The sequence below is a fragment of the Vibrio sp. BS-M-Sm-2 genome (genome assembly GCF_041504345.1).
In the GTDB taxonomy this organism is placed as follows: Bacteria; Pseudomonadota; Gammaproteobacteria; order Enterobacterales; family Vibrionaceae; genus Vibrio; species Vibrio satsumensis.
In genome coordinates this window covers 1,732,082-1,755,125 of record NZ_CP167894.1, presented here as the reverse complement: position 1 = coordinate 1,755,125, position 23,044 = coordinate 1,732,082, and the positions used below count along the sequence as shown (strand labels likewise).

Here is a 23,044-nt window from a genome sequence, read left to right as displayed (position 1 = left end):
ATGGCGGCATTTGAATACAAAGCACTGGATGCCAAAGGTAAGAGCAAAAAGGGCTCGATTGAAGCGGATAACGCTCGTCAGGCTCGCCAACGCTTAAAAGAACAAGGCTTGATGCCGGTTGAGATGACCGAAGCTAAAGCGAAAACATCGAAAGGTGCTCAGCCATCAACCAGCTTTAAGCGTGGTATCAGCACACCAGACCTTGCTTTGATTACTCGCCAAATTTCTACCTTGGTGCAATCAGGCATGCCGTTAGAGGAGTGTTTGAAGGCCGTCGCTGAGCAGTCTGAAAAGCCACGCATTCGAACCATGCTGCTGTCGGTTCGCTCGAAGGTAACGGAAGGTTATTCGCTAGCGGATAGCTTGGCTGATTACCCGCACATCTTTGATGAACTGTTTAGAGCTATGGTCGCAGCTGGTGAGAAATCGGGTCACTTAGATGCAGTATTGGAGCGACTGGCTGATTACGCAGAAAACCGTCAGAAGATGCGCTCTAAGTTGCTGCAAGCGATGATCTACCCAGTTGTGCTGGTGGTGTTTGCGGTGACGATTGTTTCGTTCCTGCTGGCAACTGTGGTACCTAAGATTGTCGAGCCTATTATCCAAATGGGTCAAGAGCTTCCTCAATCGACACAATTTTTATTGGCATCGAGTGAATTTATCCAGAATTGGGGCATCCAATTACTGTTGTTGAGCATTGGTGTGATTGTGTTGATTAAGACCGCGCTGAAAAAGCCGGGCGTTCGCATGAGTTGGGATCGCAAGCTATTAAGCATTCCGCTGATTGGCAAGATCGCAAAAGGGATTAATACCTCTCGTTTTGCACGAACACTCTCTATCTGTACTTCGAGTGCGATTCCTATCCTTGAAGGGATGAAAGTGGCGGTAGATGTAATGTCGAATCACCATGTGAAACAACAAGTCTTACAAGCGTCAGATAGCGTGAGAGAAGGGGCAAGCCTGCGTAAAGCGCTCGATCAAACCAAACTCTTCCCTCCAATGATGCTGCATATGATCGCCAGTGGTGAGCAGAGTGGTCAGTTAGAACAAATGCTGACAAGAGCGGCGGACAACCAAGACCAAAGTTTTGAATCGACCGTGAATATCGCGCTAGGTATTTTCACACCAGCACTTATCGCTTTGATGGCAGGTTTAGTGCTGTTCATTGTGATGGCGACCCTAATGCCGATGCTTGAAATGAATAATTTAATGAGCGGCTAACTGATTGCTCATAAGACGTTAGTTTTTGGATTATCGAGAAGAAGGACATTATTACCTTCAACTCGCTGTCTGTAATTTGGAGAAAATAATGAAAAATAGAATGAAGAAACAATCAGGCTTTACCCTATTAGAAGTGATGGTTGTTGTGGTTATCCTTGGCGTATTGGCGAGCTTTGTTGTACCTAACCTATTGGGTAACAAAGAGAAGGCTGACCAACAAAAAGCCATCACTGATATCGTGGCGCTAGAGAACGCGCTCGATATGTACAAACTGGATAACAGCGTTTACCCAACAACGGATCAAGGTCTTGATGCATTGGTTTCTAAGCCAAGCAGCCCTGAGCCTCGCAACTACCGCGACGGTGGCTACATCAAGCGTCTGCCTAACGACCCATGGGGTAATGAGTACCAATACCTAAGCCCTGGTGATAACGGCACTATCGATATTTTCACTCTTGGTGCTGATGGCCAAGAAGGTGGTGAAGGTATTGCTGCGGATATCGGCAACTGGAACATGCAAGACTTTCAATAAGCTTCGGCTTGTTGTTGGTTGATACGTTATTGTCGCTTGATTCGTTATTGATGGTAGGACGTAAACAGATGGAGTCTACAAGGTGAAAACTAAGCAAACACAGCCAGGTTTCACCTTAATTGAGATCCTTTTGGTGTTGGTATTACTGTCAGTAACGGCAGTCGCGGTGATCGCGACCATTCCTACCAATAGTAAAGATGTCGCCAAAAAATATGCACAAAGCTTTTATCAGCGAGTTCAATTACTCAATGAAGAGGCGATTTTGAGTGGTTTGGATTTTGGCGTTCGTGTTGATGAAAAGAAATCGACCTATGTACTGATGGCGCTTAAGTCTGAAGGCTGGCAAGAAGTCGAATTTGAAAAAATTCCCTCTTTAACTGAACTACCGGAAGAGCTCGCATTGTCACTGACTCTAGGTGGTGGTGCATGGGAAGATGATGATCGGTTGTTCAATCCAGGAAGCTTGTTTGATGAAGATATGTTTGCGGATCTTGAAGAGGATAAGAAGCCGAAACCACCACAGATCTACATCTTGTCGAGTGCTGAAATGACACCGTTTGTACTATCGTTTTATCCTAATACGGGTGACACCATACAAGATGGTTGGCGTATTCGAGTGTTGGACAATGGTGTCATTCGATTACTAGAGCCTGGAGAAGAAGATGAAGAGGAATAACCGTTCTCCTTCTCGTTATCGTGGCATGACCCTTGGTTCTCGAGGAATGACGCTGCTTGAGGTCTTGGTTGCGCTCGCTATCTTTGCGACCGCGGCGATCAGTGTGATTCGTGCTGTCACCCAGCACATCAATACCCTCAGTTATCTAGAAGAAAAAACCTTTGCTGCTATGGTCGTTGATAATCAAATGGCCTTGGTGATGTTGCACCCTGAGAAGCTAAAAAAAGTACAGGGTACACAAGAGCTGGCTGGAAGAGAGTGGTTCTGGAAGGTTACGCCAATCGATACTAGCGATGACTTATTAAAGGCGTTTGATGTGAGTGTGGCAACCAGTAAACAAGCTTCTCCAGTGGTCACGGTGCGCAGTTATGTGGTCAAGTAAGAGCATGTCCGCCAATAAGCGTGTGTCTCGTACACAAGGTCTATCTTCGAGCGGGAGAGGCTTTACCTTAATTGAGGTTTTGGTCTCTATCGCTATCTTTGCCACGTTAAGCATGGCGGCTTATCAGGTAGTCAATCAGGTTCAGCGCAGCAACGAGCTTTCAATCGAGCGCAGCGCTCGTTTAAATCAACTGCAACGTAGCTTGGTCATTTTAGATAATGATTTTCGCCAGATGGCGGTGCGACAATTTCGTACCAACGGTGAAGAAACATCATCTAAGCTGATATTAATTAAAGAGTATTTACTGGATTCCGACAGCGTTGGCATCATGTTCACTCGCCTTGGTTGGCATAACCCACAGCAGCAGTTTCCTCGCGGAGAAGTCACCAAAGTGGGTTATCGCATTAAAGAAGAAACACTTGAGCGTGTGTGGTGGCGTTACCCCGATACCCCTGCAGGCCAAGAAGGTGTGATTACGCCTTTGCTTGATGATGTTGAAAGCTTGGAATTCGAGTTTTATGACGGAAGCCGCTGGGGTAAAGAGTGGCAAACCGACAAATCGCTACCGAAAGCGGTAAGATTAAAGCTAACCTTGAAAGATTATGGTGAGATAGAACGTGTTTATCTCACTCCCGGTGGCACGCTAGATCAGGCCGATGATTCTTCAAACAGTGACTCTTCAGGTAGTAATGAGGGGAATAATGACTCATCGAACTAACAAGCTTGCACGGACAAGGTCTACTATGGGTCGCAAGCAGCGTGGTGTTGCGCTGATCATTATCCTGATGCTACTGGCGATCATGGCAACTATCGCTGGCAGTATGTCGGAACGTCTGTTTACGCAATTCAAGCGCGTTGGTAATCAACTGAATTACCAACAGGCTTACTGGTACAGCATTGGTGTAGAAGCGCTGGTGCAAGACGGTATTAGGCAAAGCTACAAAGACAGTGATACCGTGAATCTAAGTCAACCATGGGCGCTAGAAGAGCAAGTATACCCATTGGATTACGGTCAAGTTAAAGGACGCATCGTTGATGCTCAGGCTTGCTTTAATCTTAATTCGTTAGCTGGGGTGGCGAGCACTTCAAGTAACCAGACACCTTATTTGATCACGGTTTGGCAAACCTTATTAGAAAATCAAGACGTTGAGCCTTATCAGGCTGAGGTTATCGCAAACTCAACGTGGGAATTTGTTGACGCAGATACCCGAACCACCTCTTCAGCGGGGGTAGAAGACAGCACCTATGAAGCGATGAAGCCATCTTATTTGGCGGCGAATGGCTTAATGGCGGATGAATCTGAGCTAAGAGCGGTTTATCAGGTCACGGGTGAAGTCATGAATAAGGTTCGCCCGTTTGTTTGCGCTCTGCCTAGCGACGATTTTCGCTTGAACGTGAATACACTCACGGAAAAGCAGGCACCTTTATTGGAGGCGATGTTTGCACCTGGCTTAAGTGAGTCAGATGCTAAACAGCTAATAGACAAACGCCCATTTGATGGCTGGGATACGGTGGATGCTTTTATGGCTGAACCTGCCATTGTTGGCGTGAGTGCCGAAGTTAGCAAAAAAGCGAAAGCGTATTTAACTGTAGATAGCGCCTATTTTGAGCTAGATGCAGAGGTATTAGTTGAGCAGTCACGTGTACGTATACGGACGCTTTTCTATAGTAGTAATCGAGAAACAGTGACGGTAGTACGCCGTCGTTTTGGAGGAATCAGTGAGCGAGTTTCTGACCGTTCGACTGAGTAGCGAACCACAAAGCCCTGTGCAGTGGTTAGTTTGGTCGACAAGCCAACAAGAAGTGATAGCAAGTGGCGAGTTGTCTAGCTGGGAACAGCTGGATGAGTTAACGCCTTACGCTGAAAAGCGCAGCTGTATCGCTTTATTGCCGGGAAATGAATGCCTAATTAAGCGTGTTGAGATCCCGAAAGGTGCTGCTCGCCAGTTCGATTCTATGCTGCCGTTTTTATTAGAAGACGAAGTCGCACAAGATATCGAAGACTTACACCTGACGATTTTAGATAAAGACTCAACGCACGCTACCGTGTGTGGTGTCGACCGCGAATGGTTAAAGCAAGCTTTAGACCTGTTTCGTGAAGCCAATATTATCTTCCGTAAGGTGTTGCCAGATACACTGGCCGTGCCTTTTGAAGAACCTGGCATCAGTGCATTGCAGATCGACCAGCATTGGCTACTGCGCCAAGGCAACTATCAAGCGGTATCGATCAGCGAAGCATGGTTACCGATGTTTTTGCAAAGTGATTGGGTGGTTGCTGATGACGAAGAGCAAGCGACGACTATCTTCAGCTACACAGCAATGCCGAGCGAAGACGTTCAACAGCAAAGCGGCGCGAATTGGCAGGCAAAGCCTGCGGAATTGGTGATGTCTTTACTGAGCCAGCAAGCGATCACAAGCGGCGTAAACTTACTGACTGGCACTTTTAAAACCAAATCTTCATTCAGTAAATATTGGCGCGTATGGCAGAAAGTAGCGATTGCTGCTTGTTTGCTGGTGGCTGTGATTGTGACTCAACAAGTGTTGAAGGTTCAACAATACGAAGCTCAAGCACAAGCTTACCGCATGGAGAGTGAACGTATCTTTAGAGCAGTGCTGCCAGGTAAACAACGTATCCCAACAGTCAGCTATCTTAAGCGTCAGATGAACGATGAAGCTAAGAAATATGGCGGCTCAGGCGATGGTGAATCCTTACTAGGCTGGCTAGCGTTACTGCCAGAAACGTTAGGGCAGGTGAAGTCGATTGAAGTCGAAAGCATTCGCTACGATGGCAATCGCTCTGAGGTTCGACTACAGGCGAAAAGTTCTGATTTCCAACACTTTGAGACTGCGAGAGTGAAGCTCGAAGAGAAGTTTACCGTTGAACAGGGTCCATTAAACCGTAATGGTGATGCCGTATTTGGCAGCTTTACTCTTAAACCCCATCAATAACCTGCGTAAGGAGATCAGTGATGAGAAATATGATTGAGCCACTCCAAGCGTGGTGGACTTCAATAAGTCAGAGAGAGCAACGATTAGTGATTGGTTGCTCAATTCTATTGGTGGTCGGTGTTGTTTATTGGGGGTTAATCCAGCCACTCAGTCAGCGAGTTGAACTTGCGCAGAGCCGTATTCAAAGTGAGAAGCAACTTCTAGCTTGGGTAACCAATAAAGCCAATGAAGTGGTTGAGTTGCGAGGCAGTGGTGGCATCAGTGCGAGCCAGCCTCTGAATCAATCTGTACCAGCTTCTATGCGTCGCTTTAATATCGAGCTAATACGCGTGCAACCACGTGGCGAAATGTTGCAAGTGTGGGTAAAACCTGTGCCTTTTAATAAGTTCGTTGACTGGCTAACATACCTGAAAGAAAAACAGGGTGTGGAGGTTGAGTTTATGGATATTGATCGCTCTGATAACCCCGGGGTTATTGAGGTCAACCGATTACAGTTTAAACGAGGTTAATGTGAAACGCGGTTTATCTTTGAAGTATGGCCTGCTCTTCAGTGGCATCTTTATCGTCTTTTTCTCAGTCAGCCTGTTGCTGCACTTGCCTGCCGCTTTTGCTCTCAAGCATGCGCCCGCTGTGCGTGGTTTAAGCATCGAAGGCGTTGAGGGCACCGTTTGGCAAGGTCGCGCTAACAATATTGCGTGGCAGCGTGTCAATTACGGCTCAGTGCAGTGGGACTTCCAGTTCTCTAAACTATTCCAAGCCAAAGCCGAGCTTGCGGTTCGCTTTGGTCGTAACAGCGATATGAACTTATCCGGTAAAGGTCGTGTTGGATATAGCATGAGCGGTGCTTACGCGGAAAATTTAGTCGCATCCATGCCAGCAAGAAACGTGATGAAATATGCACCGGCTATCCCAGTACCTGTTTCTATTGCAGGACAAGTTGAACTGACGATCAAACATGCGGTTCATGTTCAGCCTTGGTGCCAATCTGGCGAAGGTACGCTTGCTTGGTCTGGTGCAGCTGTCGACTCGCCAGTGGGTTCATTAGACCTCGGCCCTGTGATTGCGGATATTACCTGTGAAGACAACACCATTGCAGCTAAAGGCATCCAGAAGAGTGAGCAAGTGGACAGTGAGTTCTCAGCGAGCGTAACGCCAAATCAAAGCTACACCTCGGCGGCATGGTTTAAGCCAGGTGCTGAATTCCCATCAGCGATGCAGAGTCAGCTTAAGTGGTTGGGCAATCCTGATAGCCAAGGTAAGTACCAGTTTACTTATCAAGGTCGTTTTTAGCTAAACAGCTAAGGCTTACTAAATTACGAGATATAAAAAACGGGCACCTCATTGAGGTGCCCGTTTTGTTTGAATCGTCGAGAGTGACAGCGAGCAAGCTCGCCTAGTCTTTACCTTGTAAGATCTCTGCCCACGGTAAGTCAGCATCACCAAGCACAATGAAGTTCGGGTTCTCAAGCGTCTCTCTTTCATTATAAGAGAGCGGTTCCAGTTGAGTACTTAAGATGCGACCGCCAGCTTCTTCAACAATGCACTGCGTTGCCGCTGTATCCCACTCTCCGGTTGGTCCAAGGCGCAGATAACAATCCACAGCCCCTTCTGCTACTAAACATGCCTTAAGCGCTGCTGAGCCTAAAGGAACTAAATCATAATTCCATGCTGAGCTCATATGGCTAGTGATTCGATTGATGTCTTGGCGACGGCTGATCGCCATTGCGATTGACTGGTTTGGCAGCTCGTGACGATGCGTTTTAATTTTAACGCTGTCATTAAGGTCTGGGATCTTCCAAGCCCCTTTGCCACTGTAAGCGTAATAGCTCACGCCTGAAACGGGTGCATATACCACGCCCATTACTGGCTTGTTATGTTCAATTAGGGCGATAATTGTCGCGAAATCACCACTTCGTGCAATGAACTCCTGCGTACCGTCCAGTGGGTCAACTAACCAGTAGCGATTCCATTGAGAACGTTGCTCTAGGCTGATGTCTGCGGCTTCTTCAGACAGCACTGGAATGTCAGGCGTGAGCTCACTGAGCTTTTTCGAGATCAGCTTGTGTGCCGCAAGGTCGGCACTGGTGACTGGTGTGTCATCACTCTTAGTGAACTCTTCGTAATCTTTTTTCTCGTAGATCTCTAAAATCAGTTGTCCTGCAGAGCGAGCAATCTCAATGACAGAGGGTAGGAGGTGAGACAAATCTTTTGTTATTGGCATAAATATTCTCTTACTCTTCGAGTGATCCTGAATGTTCTAATTATTGGTTAAGACACGAAGGGTTAATAGTAGGGCGGTAATGCTGCGAGCCTCACAGAAATCGAGATGTGTTAACAGTTCTTCGGCTTGAGCCAGTGGCCAGCGCACAACGTCTAGTGGCTCAGGCTCATCACCTTCTAGCTTCTCTGGGTAGAGGTCTTCTGCGATAAATAGCGTCATTTTGCTAGAGAAGTAAGAGGGCGCAAGGATCACTTCTTTCAACGGAGTAAGCTTGTTGGCACCGAAGCCAATTTCTTCCTTGAGTTCGCGAACGGCGGCTTCGTTTGGCTGCTCTCCTGGATCGATAAGCCCTTTCGGAAAGCCAAGTTCATAGCGTTCTGTGCCTGCTGCGTATTCACGCACTAACAGAATATCGCCTTGTTCAGTAATCGGAACCATCATTACTGCGTTGCGGCCGCTAGGTTTCATACGTTCGTAAGTACGCTGTTCACCGTTTGAAAAGCGTAAATCGAGAGACTCGATCGAGAATAGTTTTGATTGAGCGACAGTTTGCTGAGCCAAAATTTCTGGCTTGGTCCTTTTTGTCATTGCGCTCGCTCCTCAGCTCATTGGAATTCTTTCTTATAAAGTCATTCTAATATAGGGGAAATGACGTTGAGTTCCTAGATCCGAGTTTTCATATCCTAGAATTATTAGAGCAGGAACCGATTGCGATCACTTGAATACCTTACTCTAAATGGTAACGCATCCGTCATTATTGGTATTGAAAGGGAAATATATTATTTGGAAGAGCTTCTGCTGTTTTAAACACAAAAAGGTTGATGCTTGCACATCAACCTTTTTATTGGATCTTTCACTTTTTATTGACTAAGACTGCATGAGTGCTTAGTCGTAAAAGAGCTTAGTAGTAAGAGTGCTCACCACGATCGTGCTCAGTTGCATCACGAACAGCAGTCAGTTCACCTTCGAATTGTTGAAGAAGTTCTTTCTCGATGCCTTCTTTTAGCGTTACATCAACCATAGAACAACCGTTACAGCCGCCACCGAATGCAACGATAGCAGCACCGTCTTCAGTGATTTCTACCAAGCTAACGTGACCGCCGTGACCAGCAAGCTGTGGATTCACTTGAGTTTGGATTGCGTATTCAACACGCTCTAGAAGTGGTGCATCGTCTGATACTTTACGCATCTTAGCGTTTGGTGCTTTAAGTGTTAGTTGAGAGCCCATTTTGTCAGTAACGAAGTCAATTTCAGCTTCATCTAGGAACGGTAGGCTTAGCTCATCTACGTATGCAGAGAACGCTTCGAATTTTAGCTCTGTGTCAGATGCTTCAATAGCATCTGTAGGGCAGTAAGAAACACCACACTCTGCGTTTTGCGTACCTGGGTTTACCACGAATACACGAATGTTTGTACCTTCAGGCTGCTGTGACAGCAGATTGGCAAAATGAGTTTGAGCTGTTTCTGTAATAGTAATATTTGACACGACGAATACCTGAGTAAATTTGTAGGCTATTAGCGCCATTCTACTCCTGTCAGTTTTGTAATTCAGCCCTTTTTTTGTTGGATTGCTGTACAAGTAGTGATTCACAGCTTTTATCCAGAGGGCTCAGGAGTGCGGCAGATGCAGTAAATATCAATCCTTTTAACGCCCACTTCAAGTAGTAATTGGCATAATTGATACACAGTACTGCCGGTGGTTACAACATCATCAATTATCGCGACGTGAGAAGGGACAGTTCCTTGAAAGTCTTGTTTTCGAAGCGTAAAAGCGCTCTTTAGATTAAGTAAGCGTGCGGATTTAGTCAGCCCTTGCTGAGAAGCGGTTGAGCGAATTCGACGGAACAGCACCTCATCTTTAACGCCAAGTTCTTGAGCTGTGTAATTAGCAAGCAGCTGACTTTGATTAAAGGCACGATGAATATATCGACGCCAATGCAGAGGTACGCTGGTGATCAGCGGAGCAGGGTGCTCGATACGTGAAGCCAATAACTTTGACAGATCGCGTGCAAACCAAAACTTATCGGCGTACTTCATTTGTTGAATGTAACGTGCTGTTGGAAAGGTGTAATCCCCAACGCAATAGAGACGATGCCAAGGTGGAGGTTGAGATAAACACTGTCCGCACTGCTCTACTGTGAGCAGTGTTTTTAAACCACATCGTTGGCAGCGAGGAACTGACTCAAAGAGATTAAGACAAGAATCACACCATCGAGGGTGAGCATCGCTATGCGACTTATCTAGCTTGCACAGGTGGCATTGAGGTGTGACCAGACGTGGTGTGTGTTTTTGTAGCCAATCAGATAACATAGCTCGTGATGCTTTTGGGTTAAGGTGTTCCTTTTACTCACCATACTGAAAAGCACAGATAATCGCCGATGAAAAAAGTAGGGAATATTGAGAATGAGTGACGGGTTATATTGGCATGTTTCTGGGCAAGGGCCTGATTTAGTACTGGTTCATGGCTGGGGAATGAACGGTGCGGTGTGGCAACAAACCGTTAATGTATTACAAGCTGATTTCCGAGTGCATGTTGTCGATTTACCAGGATATGGACACAGCGCACACTGCCACGCTCAAGATCTTGAAGAGATTGCTCAGCAGCTGTTGGCCGAAGCGCCTAAACAAGCTATTTGGGTGGGTTGGTCACTGGGTGGTTTGGTCGCAACGCACATGGCTCTCCATCACTCAGACTACGTGAGTAAACTGGTGACTGTCGCCAGTTCTCCTAAATTCTCAGCCTCAAAAGAGCCAGTGTTATGGCGAGGTATTCAGCCAAACGTATTAAGCGCATTCACCGAACAACTGGTTGAAGATTTCCAAACCACCATCGAACGCTTTATGGCATTGCAAGCTATGGGTAGCCCTTCAGCAAGACAAGATGTAAAACAGCTCAAGCAAGCGGTGCTGTCTCGCCCATTACCGAACCCTGATTCATTATTGGCAGGACTAAAGATGCTGTCGGATGTCGACCTGCGTGAACAACTGCCTGAGATTTCAGTACCAATGTTGCGCTTGTATGGCCGATTAGATGGATTGGTGCCAATCAAGGTTGCGAAAGACTTGGGCGCAGCCTTGCCTCATACCGAGCAATATATCTTTACTCAGTCTTCACATGCGCCGTTTATGACCGAAGCCGATGCCTTTTGCAGTGAACTGGTTAGCTTCGCGCAAAAATAATCGCTAAATTTATATCCGGCTTGGTCGATATATAAGCTAATACCAATCACAGTAAGTAAGTGTTCAAAAATAGCGTAGGAAAAAGGCTTGAGAACAAGGCAGAGTTTTTCGATAAGTAGTTATTCTACAATCAAAAAATCTAACGCCGTTATCGAGTATTTTAACAAGCTAGGATGATCAGTTATTTACTACGATTGGTATAACACCAACGTGTTGCTTGATACTCAGACCTAACTCTCTCCTGAGCTGATTGCGGTAAGTTGGGCTATGCCTGTTGTGCTGACTCACAGTACAACAGCGTTATAGCAATAACGATGGGCGATTCTTGAGGAGTTCGCGATGATTGTGTCACCTGCAACTGCAGTGAGTGTGCCACTTATCGCCCCGTCCGTTAATGTGCAAACAGAGCAAGTTGCGCGTGATAATAGAGTTCGAGAGCCTGTTGCTCCCGCAGTAGCGTTGGCGAAAACCAATGCAGAGCGAAAGGTAAAGTCGGACGATAAGCGAAGGCAGCAGTCGGCTTGGGATCCTTCAGACCATCCTGGTTATGAAATGGAGAACGAGTCAGAGGCCAATTCGATTAGCCAAGAAGAGTCACAAGATCCTTTTGATAGGCTGTTCAGCTTGTTGGCACTGAGAACTTACAGTGCTGACCAAGGAAAGGGCTATACCATGCGTTTTCGCCTGCCAAAGCATGTTTTAGATGCGGCGATTCAGGAGGGACAGATGGAGAAACGACGTAAGGTCATAAAATATCATTATGGTCATGCTGTTGCGCCTCATGCTCCATCAGAGATGCTAGTTGTTTTGTAAAACGATCGTGTTGTGATTAGAACGCGCAGAATACAACCAAGCTTCTATGTCTTTTTTGAACACATAATAAAAACCTGCATACCCTAAGGGATGCAGGTTTTCTGTTTTAGGCGATTCAGTTTTTCAGATACGCTAACGGATTATTTTTTCGCTTTAGCAAAAGCAGCAGCGAATGCGCCACCCATTGCGGCATTTTTTTGTGGCTCTTCACGACGGCGTTGGCCACCTTGTGAATTTTGATTTGAGCGGTTTTGCGTGCGAGGTGCACTTGAACGTTGAGCACGGTTGTCTTGTCCCGGCTCGTCCTTCATACGCATGCTGAGTGCAATACGTTTACGCTGAACATCCACTTCCATCACCTTCACTTTCACGATGTCGCCCGCTTTAACCACTTCACGTGGGTCAGAGACAAAGCGATCGGTGAGCGCTGAAATGTGCACTAGGCCATCTTGGTGAACACCAATATCCACGAAGGCACCAAAGTTGGCCACGTTCGACACCACGCCTTCTAGAATCATGCCTGGTTCTAGGTCTGAAACGCTGTTTACGCCATCTGCGAAGGTTGCAGTCTTGAACTCAGGGCGAGGGTCGCGTCCCGGCTTATCCAGCTCCTTGATGATGTCGGTGACCGTTGGTACACCAAAGTTTTCATTGGTGTAATCAACCGCGTGTAAACCACGTAAGAAGTCGGTGTTACCCACCAGAGATTTGATGTCTTTTTGGTTTTTCTCAGCGATAGTTTTCACTACTGGGTAAGCTTCTGGGTGAACCGATGATGCATCTAACGGGTTCTTACCATCCATAATACGTAGGAAACCAGCACACTGTTCAAAGGCTTTTGGCCCCAAGCGAGCGACTTTCTTCAGCGTAGTACGTGCTTCGAAGCGACCATTCTCATCACGGAAATCCACGATGTTCTGAGCGATGGTGCTAGAAAGGCCAGCTACGCGAGTCAGTAGCGCAGCCGAAGCGGTATTCACATCAACACCAACCGCGTTTACACAGTCTTCGACAATCGCATCTAGGCGCTTAGCAAGCATAGTTTGGCTAACGTCATGTTGGTATTGACCCACACCGATCGATTTAGGGTCAATCTTCACAAGCTCAGCCAATGGATCTTGTAGACGACGAGCGATAGATACTGCACCACGGATCGATACGTCCATGTTCGGGAACTCTTTCGCCGCTAGCTCAGACGCTGAATAAACTGAAGCACCTGCTTCGCTAACAATAATTTTTTGCGCTTTTAGGTTGCCGCGCTTAATCACATCAGCCACAAAACTGTCGGTTTCGCGTGAAGCCGTACCGTTACCAATCGCAATCAGGTCAACGTTGAACTGACGAACCATCTGTTCAACAACGTGTGCTGATTTGTCGTATTGCTTTTGTGGTGGGTGAGGGTAAATAGTTTCTGTCGCTAGAACCTTACCAGTTGAATCCACAACGGCGATTTTTGAACCGGTACGTAAACCTGGATCTAAGCCTAATGTGGCACGAGGACCAGCTGGTGCTGCCATTAGCAGATCTTTAAGGTTGGTGGCGAACACTTCAATCGCTTCGATCTCAGCACGCTCTTTCATCGCGCCCATCAATTCGGTTTCCATGTGCATAGAAACCTTGATGCGCCATGCCCAGCTGATCACTTGCTTACGCCATGCATCCGCAGGTGCGCTGCTTAGGGTAATACCGTAGTGATCAGAGATGATGTTCTCGCAGTATGAACCACGTACACCTTCTTCTTGATCCGGGTCAGCGTTCATCGCCAGTGTTAGGAAGCCTTCATTGCGGCCACGCAGCATTGCAAGCGCACGGTGAGACGGTACTTTGCTAAGAGCTTCGTTGTGCTCGAAGTAGTCTTTGAATTTCTCACCTTCGTTCTCTTTGCCAGCCACAACACGAGCACCAAGCTCTGCATTACGGTTTAGGTGTTGACGAATCTTTTCAAGCAGGTTTGCGTCTTCCGCAATGCGTTCCATGATGATCGCACGTGCGCCATCGAGTGCAGCTTTGGTATCGGCAATGCCTTTATCGTTGCTAATGAAGTTCGCTGCTTCCGTTTCCGGGTCGTGCTGTGGTTCATTCCATAGCGTATCGGCAAGTGGCTCTAAGCCTGCTTCAATCGCGATCTGACCTTTGGTGCGGCGCTTTGGTTTGTAAGGCAGGTATAAATCTTCTAGGCGAGTCTTGCTGTCTGCCTGAGTGATATCACGCTCGAGTTCTGGCGTGAGTTTGCCTTGGTCTTGAATCGACTTAAGAATCGTTTGGCGACGATCGTCTAGCTCGCGTAGGTAAGAAAGGCGGCTATCAAGGTTACGTAGTTGGGTATCGTCTAAGCCACCCGTAACTTCTTTACGGTAGCGGGCAATAAAGGGAACGGTATTACCGTCGTCAATTAGGTTTACTGCGGCAGTGACTTGCTCAGAACGGACATTCAGTTCTTCAGCGATCAGTCGACAGATAGCTTGGCTCATCCGATGAATCTCTTATTTAATATCATGACAAATACATGGGGGTGAGCGTACGCTTTTTCTAGCTTGGACTGTGTAATTATCCTGTCAGAAGTCGAATTTCCGTTTGTGATACCCGCTTTGTGCGAGATCTCTTACAAGTGATGTGAGACTAAGTCACTTTAAACCGATGAAATCGTCTTAATATTAACTTAAGTTGCTGATTTTATTATGTTGAGTGTTTGCGGGTATATTTCTCACCTGAAATGTTTTTTGGGACTATCTAGGAAACTCGCTCAATTACCGTAATATTTAACTTGTCGACAGGGAGTTGGCAGGAACAGGAAAAAGCCTAATGGACTAGGTATCTTCAGGATGAAGATTTGATTACTTAGGATGAGTGGTCAGCAAGGAAGTTATAATCTCTGGATGAGATTCGCCAGTCAGGATGACAGGCTAGAATGGACACCGCTAGGATGGCGATGAACAAAAAGGAAATTGGTTAAAGGATTTAGCCACTATCAAGGAAAGATGCAGGGAGCACCTTATCTCGAAGAGATAAACAGTAGCCGGATTGCTGCGATAGAGACTTAACCCCGTCAGGCGAAAGCCTAGCGGGGTTTTCTTTTATCTGGCGTTTGTGATTTTGCCTGCTCGATCTGTGATGACCGGTTAATCACGCTATGAAATATGCAATGCGCAATAAGCCCTACGCGTTGTCTACGTAGTGAATCGCGTTAATGAACCACTCTTTGTCGCCTTCCGGTGTGGTTACCGTAAACTCCTCATCCACTTCTTTCTTGAGCAGAGCTCTAGCCATTGGCGAGTCGATAGAGATATAACCTTTAGCATCGCCGTAGATCTCTTCAGGCCCAACAATGCGAAACTTCTTAATTTCCCCATCATCATTCTCAATTTCGACCCAAGCACCGAAAAATACCTTACCTTCTTGTTGTGGAGAGTAATCCACGATCGTGACATCAGGTAGGAACTTTCTTAAGAAACGCACACGGCGATCAATCTGACGAAGCAAACGTTTATTGAAGGTGTAATCTGCGTTTTCTGAACGATCTCCAAGGCTTGCAGCCCAAGTGACTATCTTAGTAATTTCAGGACGCTTCTCGTGCCACAAGTGGTCATGCTCTGCTTTGAGCTTGTTATAACCTTCTCGGGTGATAAGTTTGGTTTTCATAAATCTGACTTAATGAAATGATGATCTAAGATAGAATATATAGAAAGGCAACATACGTTAACAATTATTTAGGCGACTTTTTCTCCAATAATGTTACATTTTTAATGTCTTATACCAATATACAATGTACCAAGAATGCTTAACCTTAGGTTTAAGCTTTAATAGGTGGAACCATTACATGCAAGAAAACTACAAAATTTTAGTGGTCGATGACGATGCTCGTTTACGTGCACTGTTAGAACGCTATCTGTCAGAGCAAGGCTTTCAAGTGCGTAGCGTGGCAAACAGTGAGCAGATGGACCGCCTGTTAACCCGTGAAAATTTTCACTTGATGGTATTGGATTTGATGTTGCCGGGCGAAGATGGTCTATCTATTTGTCGCCGTCTACGAAACGCAAACAACTCGCTACCAATCCTGATGCTTACTGCAAAGGGTGATGAAGTGGATCGTATTGTGGGCTTGGAAGTGGGGGCTGATGATTACCTGCCAAAACCATTTAACCCACGTGAACTGCTTGCTCGCATTAAAGCGGTACTGCGTCGCCAAGTAATTGAAGCACCAGGCGCGCCAAGTACAGAAGAGTCTGTGGTTGAGTTTGGTGAGTTCCGCCTGAACCTAGGTACACGTGAAATGTTCCGTGGTGAAGAGCCAATGCCGCTTACTTCGGGCGAATTTGCAGTACTTAAGTCACTGGTAACTAACGCGCGTGAGCCAATGTCTCGCGATAAGCTGATGAACATGGCTCGTGGCCGTGAGTATTCAGCGATGGAACGTTCTATCGATGTTCAGATTTCACGTCTGCGTCGTCTAGTGGAAGAAGACCCAAGCAAACCTCGCTATATCCAAACAGTGTGGGGCTTAGGTTATGTCTTCGTTCCTGATGGTAAGGCTGTGTAATCTAGTATTAAAAGCTCGACAGCAGCTTTATTGATTCTGTGATTCAGAATTCTCTATTTACGGGCCATCTCATTGATATGTGATGGCCCGTTTTGTATTCAGCACAAGAGATTAGAGTTATAGTTTCTATCATGTCTCTGTTTCCCTAACCTCCATTTTAGGTCTTCTATGCGCATACGTAGCTCCTTTACTCAGTCGATAGTGCTTTTCTTAACGCTCTTGGTCGCTAGCCAAATCTTTTCTTACTACGCAGTGTTTAACTATGCATTGATGCCGAGTTTGCAGCAGTTTAATAAGATTCTGGCGCATGAGTTAAATCTAGTATTAGACCAAGGCAGTGATATCGAGATTGATGCGCCATTGCGTCAGCGTGTACTTGAACAACTCGGGGTAACCGTTCACGCGAAAAACAGTGAAGCGGCGGGTGAGTATTACCACGCGGTTGCGATTGACTTGATGAGCGAGGAGATGACCAAAGAGCTAGGCTCTGAAACCGAAGTACGGTTGATTCTAGGTAAAGAGAGCTATGTGTTGTGGATGGACATTGCGCAGCTGCCCAACTCTCTGATTCGTATTCCTCTTTCTGAGTTGCAAGAAGAAGATTTTGCACCACTATTTCGTAACAGTCTGATCATGGCGTTGTTGATTGTCGTAGGTGGTTGGTTGTTTATCCGCTTACAAAACCGGCCGTTGATAGCGCTAGAGAAAGCCGCGCAAGGTGTCGGGCGCGGCGATATTCCACCGCCATTGCCAGTGCAAGGTGCGCAAGAAATTCGCTCAGTAACACGAGCTTTCAATCAAATGTCGAAAGGCATACAAGAATTGGAAGAAGACCGCGCTTTGTTGATGGCAGGAATCAGTCATGATTTGCGTACTCCGTTAACGCGTATTCGCTTAGCAACCGAGATGATGTCGCCAGAAGACAGCTACTTAGCGGAAGGCATCATCAGTGATACCGAAGAGTGTAACGAGATCATCAGTCAGTTCATGGATTACCTAAAGCCTGTTGACAGAGACTCATTCCAAGCGGTGTTTGTCGATGATATTGCGCGAGAAGTCTCTAGCTCTGAAGGTGGCTATGAGGTCCAGATTGAAACCGATATTCCAGAAACCATGAAACCTGCGTTGGGCAACCCGATCGCAATGAAGCGTGCAGTGAGTAACTTGGTGGTGAACGCGCTGCGCTATGGTAATGGCTGGGTCAAGGTATCGACCGGCATGACGGCAGATAACAAGTTAGCTTGGGTTACGGTAGAAGATAATGGTCCGGGTATTCCACAAGACCAGATCGGTAAGTTGTTTGAACCCTTCACACGTGGTGACACGGCTCGTGGCAGCGAAGGTACGGGCTTGGGCTTGGCAATTGTGAAACGTATTGTTAGCCAGCATCAAGGTGCGGTAGTGGTCAATAACCGCAGTGAAGGTGGCTTAAAAGCGCAGATCAGTTTCCCTGTGAAACCTTAGGCTTGTACTATACGCACTAAAAAGGCTTCCTTGAGGAAGCCTTTCTACGTTTTAAGCGGGAATATAATGGCTAATTACGCTTTAGAATAGACATCGCGCTCGCCTAACCAGCGATTGATGATCGCCTTAGCATTGTCTGGGAAGCTATCGTGAATATGGCGGGCGATACGCTGTACTTCAGGGATTAAACGTTGGTCTCGTATTAAGTCGGCAATCTTAAAGTCAGCCAAGCCGGTCTGTTTAGTGCCAAGTAGCTCACCTGGGCCACGGATCTCTAGGTCTCGCTGAGCAATCACAAAGCCATCGTTACTTTCACGCAGTACCCCTAAGCGCTTCTGAGCGGTTTTTGATAGTGGAGAGTGATACAGCAGCACACAGTGGCTTGCGACTGAACCACGGCCAACACGACCGCGTAATTGGTGAAGTTGAGCTAGGCCAAGACGTTCTGGGTTCTCGATGATCATTAAGCTCGAATTTGGTACATCCACACCCACTTCAATCACGGTTGTCGCAACCAATAGGTGCAGTTTGTTCTCTTTGAATTCCTGCATTACTGCCTGCTTCTCGGCAGGTTTCATTCGGCCATGCACCAAGCCAATTTTCACATCTGGCAGCTTTCGTTGCAGCTCTTCTGCTGTGTCAGCCGCGGCTTGAGCTTCTAATACTTCTGACTCATCAATTAGCGTACACACCCAATAGGCTTGCTTGCCCTCATTGAGACACGCATTGCGCACCCGCTCAACAATGTCATCACGTTTGGTATCAGGAATCGCTACGGTTTGAATCGGGGTTCGCCCCGGTGGCAGCTCATCAATAATTGAGGTTTCGAGATCGGCATAGGCCGTCATTGCGAGCGTTCGTGGGATTGGCGTTGCCGTCATCACCAATTGGTGAGGGTAATAGCCTTGTTTCGCGCCTTTTTCACGCAGCTCTAATCGCTGATGGACACCAAATCGGTGTTGCTCATCAATGATCACTAAGCCAAGGTTTTTGAACTCGACGTGTTCTTGGAATAGGGCATGAGTACCGACCACCATTTGCGCTTCGCCGCTGGCAATTCGCGCTAGCTCAGTCTCACGAGCTTTACCTTTGAGTTTGCCTGCCAACCAACCGACTTGAATGCCCATCGCTTCAAACCAATTGGCGAAATTGATCGCGTGCTGTTCAGCCAATAGCTCGGTTGGTGCCATCAGTGCTACTTGCTGACCATGTTCTAATGCGCGAACCGCCGCCAGTGCAGCAACCAAGGTTTTACCTGAACCTACATCCCCTTGTACTAAACGCATCATTGGATGTGGTTTTTCTAAGTCAGCTTCAATCTCTTTAGTCACTCGTGCTTGAGCATTGGTTGGAGAAAATGGCAGCTGAGCCAATAACTTACCTTTCAAGGTGTTCGCTGGGGGAAATGGCATCGCTTTGTCTTGTTGCCCTTTGCTACGAACCGACAACATCGACAGGTTTTGAGCCAGTAACTCTTCCATAATTAGGCGCAGCTGTGCAGGGTGTTTACCTTCATCAAACAGCTCTAGGTCAATGCCCGGAGGTGGTCTGTGAATGGTATGCAGCGCTTGTGCTAGGGTGATTTGGTGATCGTATAAACCAGATGGTAGCAACTCATTGACGGCTGCTTTGTCGATAAGCTCTAACGCTTGGTCTGTCAGGTTACGCAGTGTGACTTGTCTTAGCCCTTCAGTGGTTGGGTACACCGGCGTTAGGTTCGCTTCAACATCTGGCTGCTGCCTTGGGGCAAAGAACTTGTAGTCAGGGTGGACGATCTCCAGCCCCATATTGCCGCGCTTGATTTCACCGTAGGCGTGTACTTGTTTGCCTTCGGCAAAGTTATTCTTCATTCCGGCAGTGAAGTTGAAAAAGCGTAGGGTAATGGTGCCATTCCCATCACTGATCTTTACTGCGAGCATCTTACGTTTACCGAAAATGGTATCAACATGCATCACCTTGCCTTGCACCGCAGCCCAAAGGCCAGCGTGCAGTTTTACGATCGGATAGATGCGTGTTCTATCTTCATAGCGTAAAGGGAGATGAAATAGCAGGTCTTGTACGTTATTAAGCCCAACCTTCTCCAGTTTCTCTGCGACTTTAGCGCCGACTCCAGATAAAGAGTTGAGAGGGATAGCAGATAAAAGCTGTGACATAACAAGGCTCATAAACGTAAGAGAGATGATCTATTCAAGCATTTTACTGGATTTTTGTACAGGATAAAGCTTAGAAGCAGATACGGGATGCGAGTAAACGAGATTCGAAAAGATTAAGGGCAGATGCGGGATGAGAGTAAACGAGATGAGAAGAGATAAAGGGCAGATAAGAGATGCAAGTGAAAGGGGTACGAAAAGATTAAGAGCGGATTCGGGATACGGGTAAACGGGATACGAAGAGATAAGAGCAGATTCGGGATGAGAGTAAACGAGATGAGAAGAGATAAAGGGCAGATAAGAGATGCAAGTGAAAGGGATACGAAAAGATTAAGAGCGGATTCGGGATGTGGGTAAGCGAGCTAAGAAAAGAACAGGGCGGTACAAAAAATTAAAGCAGACTCGAAATACGGAGAGTTGAGTAGTGAAAAGCTTGTGCTCTTCGCATCTCGAGACTCGTATCTCTCATCTGCTTTTGGATCAGTTCTTACGACGTCTTACTTTCAGCGCGTGTGGCATCACACGTAGCTTTTTCATAATGCTTGCAAGATGAACACGATCTTTAGTGGTCAGCAAGATAGTCACTGTGTACAGGCGACCGTCACGTTCTTCGGTAGAAATACCGTGAATGTTAGAGCCTGTTTTCGAGATAACATTAGTTAGCTCAGCCAGTGCACCTTGGTGATTCTGCAGATCAACCTGAAGCTCAGCTGTGAACTCTTGGTCGTAATCATCAGACCATTCAACCGCCATGTATTTGTCTGGTTCTTTCTGGTAACCACGAACGTTTGGACACGTTTCACGGTGAACCACAAGGCCACGACCTGGAGATACATGGGCAATGATGTGATCATCTGGAATCGGGTGACAACAGTTGGCGAACGTCAGCAGTAGACCTTCAGCACCACGGATAGGAAGTTTCTTCCTTGGTGTATCGCTGTTGTTTTCCACTTCAGTGAGTTCGTCAGCATCACCCAGTAGGCGACGAGCAATCACGATACTCATCAGCTCACCAAGACCAATCGATGCTAGTAAGTCTTCAATGTTATCGAGACGCAGATCAGACAAAACATGTTCAACGTTCTCTTGGCCGATATCGCCAATCGAGTGTTCGCCAAGTGCGTGATTCAGTAGACGACGACCTAAAGTAATCGATTCTTCACGACGCATGGTTTTCAGAACCTGTCGGATCTTAGTGCGCGCACGTGATGTCACCACGTAGTTGAGCCATGCTGCATTCGGACGCGCGCCCGGAGCACTGATGATCTCAATCGTTTGGCCATTCTTCAGCGACTTGCTGAGTGGGTAAGGGTTCATGTCTACACGAGCACCTACACACATGTTGCCGACATCGGTATGTACCGCGTAAGCAAAATCGACCGCTGTTGCGCCCGCAGGAAGTTCGACAATGCGACCTTTCGGCGTGAATACAAAGATTTCATCTGGGAACAGATCAGACTTAACGTTTTCAATGAACTCGAATGAGTTACCCGCGCTTTGTTGCAGCTCAAGTAAGCTCTGCATCCAACGTTGTGCTTTAACCTGTGCGGTTGTGCCATTACTGCTACGCGAACCATTGCCTTTGTAAGACCAGTGCGCCGCGACACCTTTGTCTGCCATTTGATCCATATCTTCAGTACGGATCTGAACCTCAACTGGCACCCCATGAGGGCCGATCATTGACGTATGCAGAGATTGGTAGCCGTTGGCTTTTGGTACCGCAATGTAATCTTTCATGCGGCCAGGGCGAGGCTTGTATAGGCTGTGAGCCTGACCAAGTGCGCGATAACAAGTATCTGGGGTATCAACCACCACGCGGAAAGCGTAGATGTCCATAATGGTGTGGAAGCGCTGCTCTTTAGTTTTCATCTTGTTATAGATGGAGAACAGGTTCTTTTCACGACCAAGTACGCGAGCAGGCAAACCGACTTCTTCGAGACGGCCTTCAATTTCGCTATGGATACGTTGGATCATCTCCTTACGGTTACCACGCGCAGCTTTCACTACGTTTTTAAGTACGCGATAACGGTTAGGATAAAGGGCTTCAAATCCCAGCTCTTCTAGTTCGGTCTTGATGTTATGAATACCAAGACGGTGAGCTAGCGGAGAATAAATCTCGAGGGTTTCACGAGCAATACGACGCTTTTTATCAGGACGAAGAGCCCCAAGTGTACGCATGTTGTGAGTACGGTCAGCTAATTTGATCAAGATAACGCGGATGTCTTGCACCATGGCGAGAACCATCTTGCGGAAGTTCTCTGCTTGCGCTTCTTTGCGATCACGAAATTTAAGCTTATCCAGCTTAGATACACCATCAACCAGTTCAGCAACAGTATTGCCAAATTGAGCTTCTAGCTCCTCTTTTGTAACTTCAGTATCTTCAATTACATCGTGGAGTAGGGCTGCTTGCAGGGTTTCGATATCCAGACGCATTTCTGCCAGGATTCTTGAAACAGCAACAGGGTGGATTATGTATGGTTCACCCGTTGAACGGGTTTGCCCTTCATGGGCGTTTCTCGCTACCACATAAGATTGACGCAGAGCCTCAATTTGAGGCTCTGTTAGGTATTCTTGGGCAACGTCTTTGAGGCTATCGAATAGATACAAATTAAAGGCCCGGAAGGTTAATTAGTTCGAATGACGCTTTTAACGAGTGTGAGCGATGCTGCTTACTGCTGCAAGTTCAGCCGCTTCTTGCTCTTGTTGCTCTTGACGCTCACGAGCATCTAGTACGTCTTTAGTGATAAGACCTTCTTCGATTTCGCGAAGAGCGATAACCGTTGGTTTATCGTTTTCTTCAGGCACTAGTGAATCTTTACCGCCAGTTTGCATTTGACGTGCGCGGCGAGCCGCAATAAGAACTAGGTCGAAACGGTTGCCAACTTTTTCAACAGCGTCTTGAACAGTTACGCGTGCCAT

General features: G+C 46.8%; 22 protein-coding genes. 13 read left to right on the top strand and 9 right to left on the bottom strand.

From position 1 onward, the window contains the following. From gspF to AB8613_RS07865, 9 genes are all read left to right on the top strand, one after another. Positions 1-1,221: a type II secretion system inner membrane protein GspF gene (gene gspF / locus AB8613_RS07905; RefSeq protein ID WP_050652109.1), complete on the top strand. Its 1,221-nt coding sequence runs from the start codon at positions 1-3 to the stop codon at positions 1,219-1,221. Between the two features lie 88 nt (positions 1,222-1,309). Beyond that, a complete protein-coding gene (gspG, locus tag AB8613_RS07900) occupies positions 1,310-1,753 on the top strand; it encodes a type II secretion system major pseudopilin GspG (protein WP_017062485.1) in 444 nt (147 codons plus the stop codon). A gap of 82 nt (positions 1,754-1,835) precedes the next feature. After that, positions 1,836-2,429: a type II secretion system minor pseudopilin GspH gene (gspH, locus tag AB8613_RS07895; RefSeq protein ID WP_210447243.1), complete on the top strand. Its 594-nt coding sequence runs from the start codon at positions 1,836-1,838 to the stop codon at positions 2,427-2,429. Further along, positions 2,416-2,811, top strand: a complete 396-nt coding sequence (gene gspI / locus AB8613_RS07890; RefSeq protein ID WP_146491977.1) for a type II secretion system minor pseudopilin GspI — start codon at positions 2,416-2,418, stop codon at positions 2,809-2,811. Before gspH ends, gspI begins: the two co-directional genes overlap by 14 nt. Beyond that, complete coding sequence (gene gspJ, locus AB8613_RS07885) at positions 2,798-3,529, top strand: type II secretion system minor pseudopilin GspJ (protein WP_372384781.1); 732 nt, start codon at positions 2,798-2,800, stop codon at positions 3,527-3,529. The genes gspI and gspJ overlap by 14 nt, the downstream gene beginning before the upstream one ends. Continuing rightward, a complete protein-coding gene (gspK, locus tag AB8613_RS07880) occupies positions 3,513-4,562 on the top strand; it encodes a type II secretion system minor pseudopilin GspK (protein WP_210447240.1) in 1,050 nt (349 codons plus the stop codon). Before gspJ ends, gspK begins: the two co-directional genes overlap by 17 nt. Beyond that, positions 4,531-5,760, top strand: coding sequence for a type II secretion system protein GspL (gspL, locus tag AB8613_RS07875; RefSeq protein WP_372384780.1), 1,230 nt, complete (start codon positions 4,531-4,533; stop codon positions 5,758-5,760). Before gspK ends, gspL begins: the two co-directional genes overlap by 32 nt. 20 nt (positions 5,761-5,780) lie before the next feature. Then, positions 5,781-6,269 carry a type II secretion system protein M gene (locus tag AB8613_RS07870; protein WP_372384779.1) on the top strand — a complete coding sequence of 163 codons (489 nt, stop codon included), beginning with the start codon at positions 5,781-5,783 and terminating at the stop codon, positions 6,267-6,269. Position 6,270: 1 nt separating this feature from the next. Continuing rightward, complete coding sequence (locus AB8613_RS07865; protein ID WP_372384778.1) at positions 6,271-7,050, top strand: type II secretion system protein N; 780 nt, start codon at positions 6,271-6,273, stop codon at positions 7,048-7,050. Between the two features lie 103 nt (positions 7,051-7,153). Here the strand turns inward: AB8613_RS07865 and cysQ are convergent, their stop codons facing one another. The 4 genes from cysQ to AB8613_RS07845 all read right to left on the bottom strand — a co-directional run bounded on the left by cysQ (position 7,154) and on the right by AB8613_RS07845 (position 10,291). Further along, positions 7,154-7,981, bottom strand: coding sequence for a 3'(2'),5'-bisphosphate nucleotidase CysQ (gene cysQ / locus AB8613_RS07860; protein WP_372384777.1), 828 nt, complete (start codon positions 7,979-7,981; stop codon positions 7,154-7,156). A gap of 36 nt (positions 7,982-8,017) precedes the next feature. Beyond that, positions 8,018-8,569, bottom strand: coding sequence for an ADP compounds hydrolase NudE (gene nudE, locus AB8613_RS07855; protein WP_060983216.1), 552 nt, complete (start codon positions 8,567-8,569; stop codon positions 8,018-8,020). A gap of 313 nt (positions 8,570-8,882) precedes the next feature. After that, a complete protein-coding gene (nfuA, locus tag AB8613_RS07850) occupies positions 8,883-9,467 on the bottom strand; it encodes a Fe-S biogenesis protein NfuA (protein WP_026084098.1) in 585 nt (194 codons plus the stop codon). A 110-nt stretch (positions 9,468-9,577) separates the two neighbouring features. Next, positions 9,578-10,291 carry a ComF family protein gene (locus AB8613_RS07845; protein WP_372384776.1) on the bottom strand — a complete coding sequence of 238 codons (714 nt, stop codon included), beginning with the start codon at positions 10,289-10,291 and terminating at the stop codon, positions 9,578-9,580. Positions 10,292-10,384: 93 nt separating this feature from the next. Here AB8613_RS07845 and bioH point away from each other — a divergent pair, with 93 nt between their 5' ends. Together bioH and AB8613_RS07835 are read left to right on the top strand one after the other, a co-directional pair. Further along, positions 10,385-11,161 (top strand): pimeloyl-ACP methyl ester esterase BioH, encoded by a 777-nt coding sequence (bioH, locus tag AB8613_RS07840; RefSeq protein ID WP_372384775.1) that lies wholly within the window; start codon positions 10,385-10,387, stop codon positions 11,159-11,161. 339 nt (positions 11,162-11,500) lie between these two features. Then, entirely contained in the window at positions 11,501-11,974 is a 474-nt protein-coding gene (locus tag AB8613_RS07835) for an ATP-dependent Lon protease (RefSeq protein ID WP_146491984.1), read from the top strand. Between the two features lie 140 nt (positions 11,975-12,114). On the opposite strand, the gene AB8613_RS07830 is transcribed toward AB8613_RS07835, so the two are convergent. Both AB8613_RS07830 and greB read right to left on the bottom strand, forming a co-directional pair. Continuing rightward, the gene (locus tag AB8613_RS07830) at positions 12,115-14,445 is read right to left on the bottom strand and encodes a Tex family protein (protein ID WP_372384774.1); all 2,331 of its coding nucleotides are present in this window, start codon (positions 14,443-14,445) and stop codon (positions 12,115-12,117) included. Between the two features lie 685 nt (positions 14,446-15,130). Continuing rightward, complete coding sequence (gene greB / locus AB8613_RS07825; protein ID WP_372384773.1) at positions 15,131-15,613, bottom strand: transcription elongation factor GreB; 483 nt, start codon at positions 15,611-15,613, stop codon at positions 15,131-15,133. Positions 15,614-15,791: 178 nt separating this feature from the next. Between greB and ompR the strand changes: the two genes are divergently transcribed. Next, a complete protein-coding gene (gene ompR, locus AB8613_RS07820) occupies positions 15,792-16,511 on the top strand; it encodes a two-component system response regulator OmpR (RefSeq protein ID WP_008218409.1) in 720 nt (239 codons plus the stop codon). Positions 16,512-16,679: 168 nt separating this feature from the next. Next, positions 16,680-17,975 carry a two-component system sensor histidine kinase EnvZ gene (gene envZ, locus AB8613_RS07815; protein WP_048661311.1) on the top strand — a complete coding sequence of 432 codons (1,296 nt, stop codon included), beginning with the start codon at positions 16,680-16,682 and terminating at the stop codon, positions 17,973-17,975. A gap of 74 nt (positions 17,976-18,049) precedes the next feature. On the opposite strand, the gene recG is transcribed toward envZ, so the two are convergent. From recG to rpoZ, 3 genes are all read right to left on the bottom strand, one after another. Then, positions 18,050-20,128, bottom strand: a complete 2,079-nt coding sequence (recG, locus tag AB8613_RS07810) for an ATP-dependent DNA helicase RecG (RefSeq protein WP_372384772.1) — start codon at positions 20,126-20,128, stop codon at positions 18,050-18,052. Positions 20,129-20,605: 477 nt separating this feature from the next. After that, a complete protein-coding gene (gene spoT, locus AB8613_RS07805) occupies positions 20,606-22,732 on the bottom strand; it encodes a bifunctional GTP diphosphokinase/guanosine-3',5'-bis pyrophosphate 3'-pyrophosphohydrolase (protein ID WP_048607651.1) in 2,127 nt (708 codons plus the stop codon). 39 nt (positions 22,733-22,771) lie between these two features. Continuing rightward, positions 22,772-23,044, bottom strand: a complete 273-nt coding sequence (rpoZ, locus tag AB8613_RS07800; protein WP_009848003.1) for a DNA-directed RNA polymerase subunit omega — start codon at positions 23,042-23,044, stop codon at positions 22,772-22,774.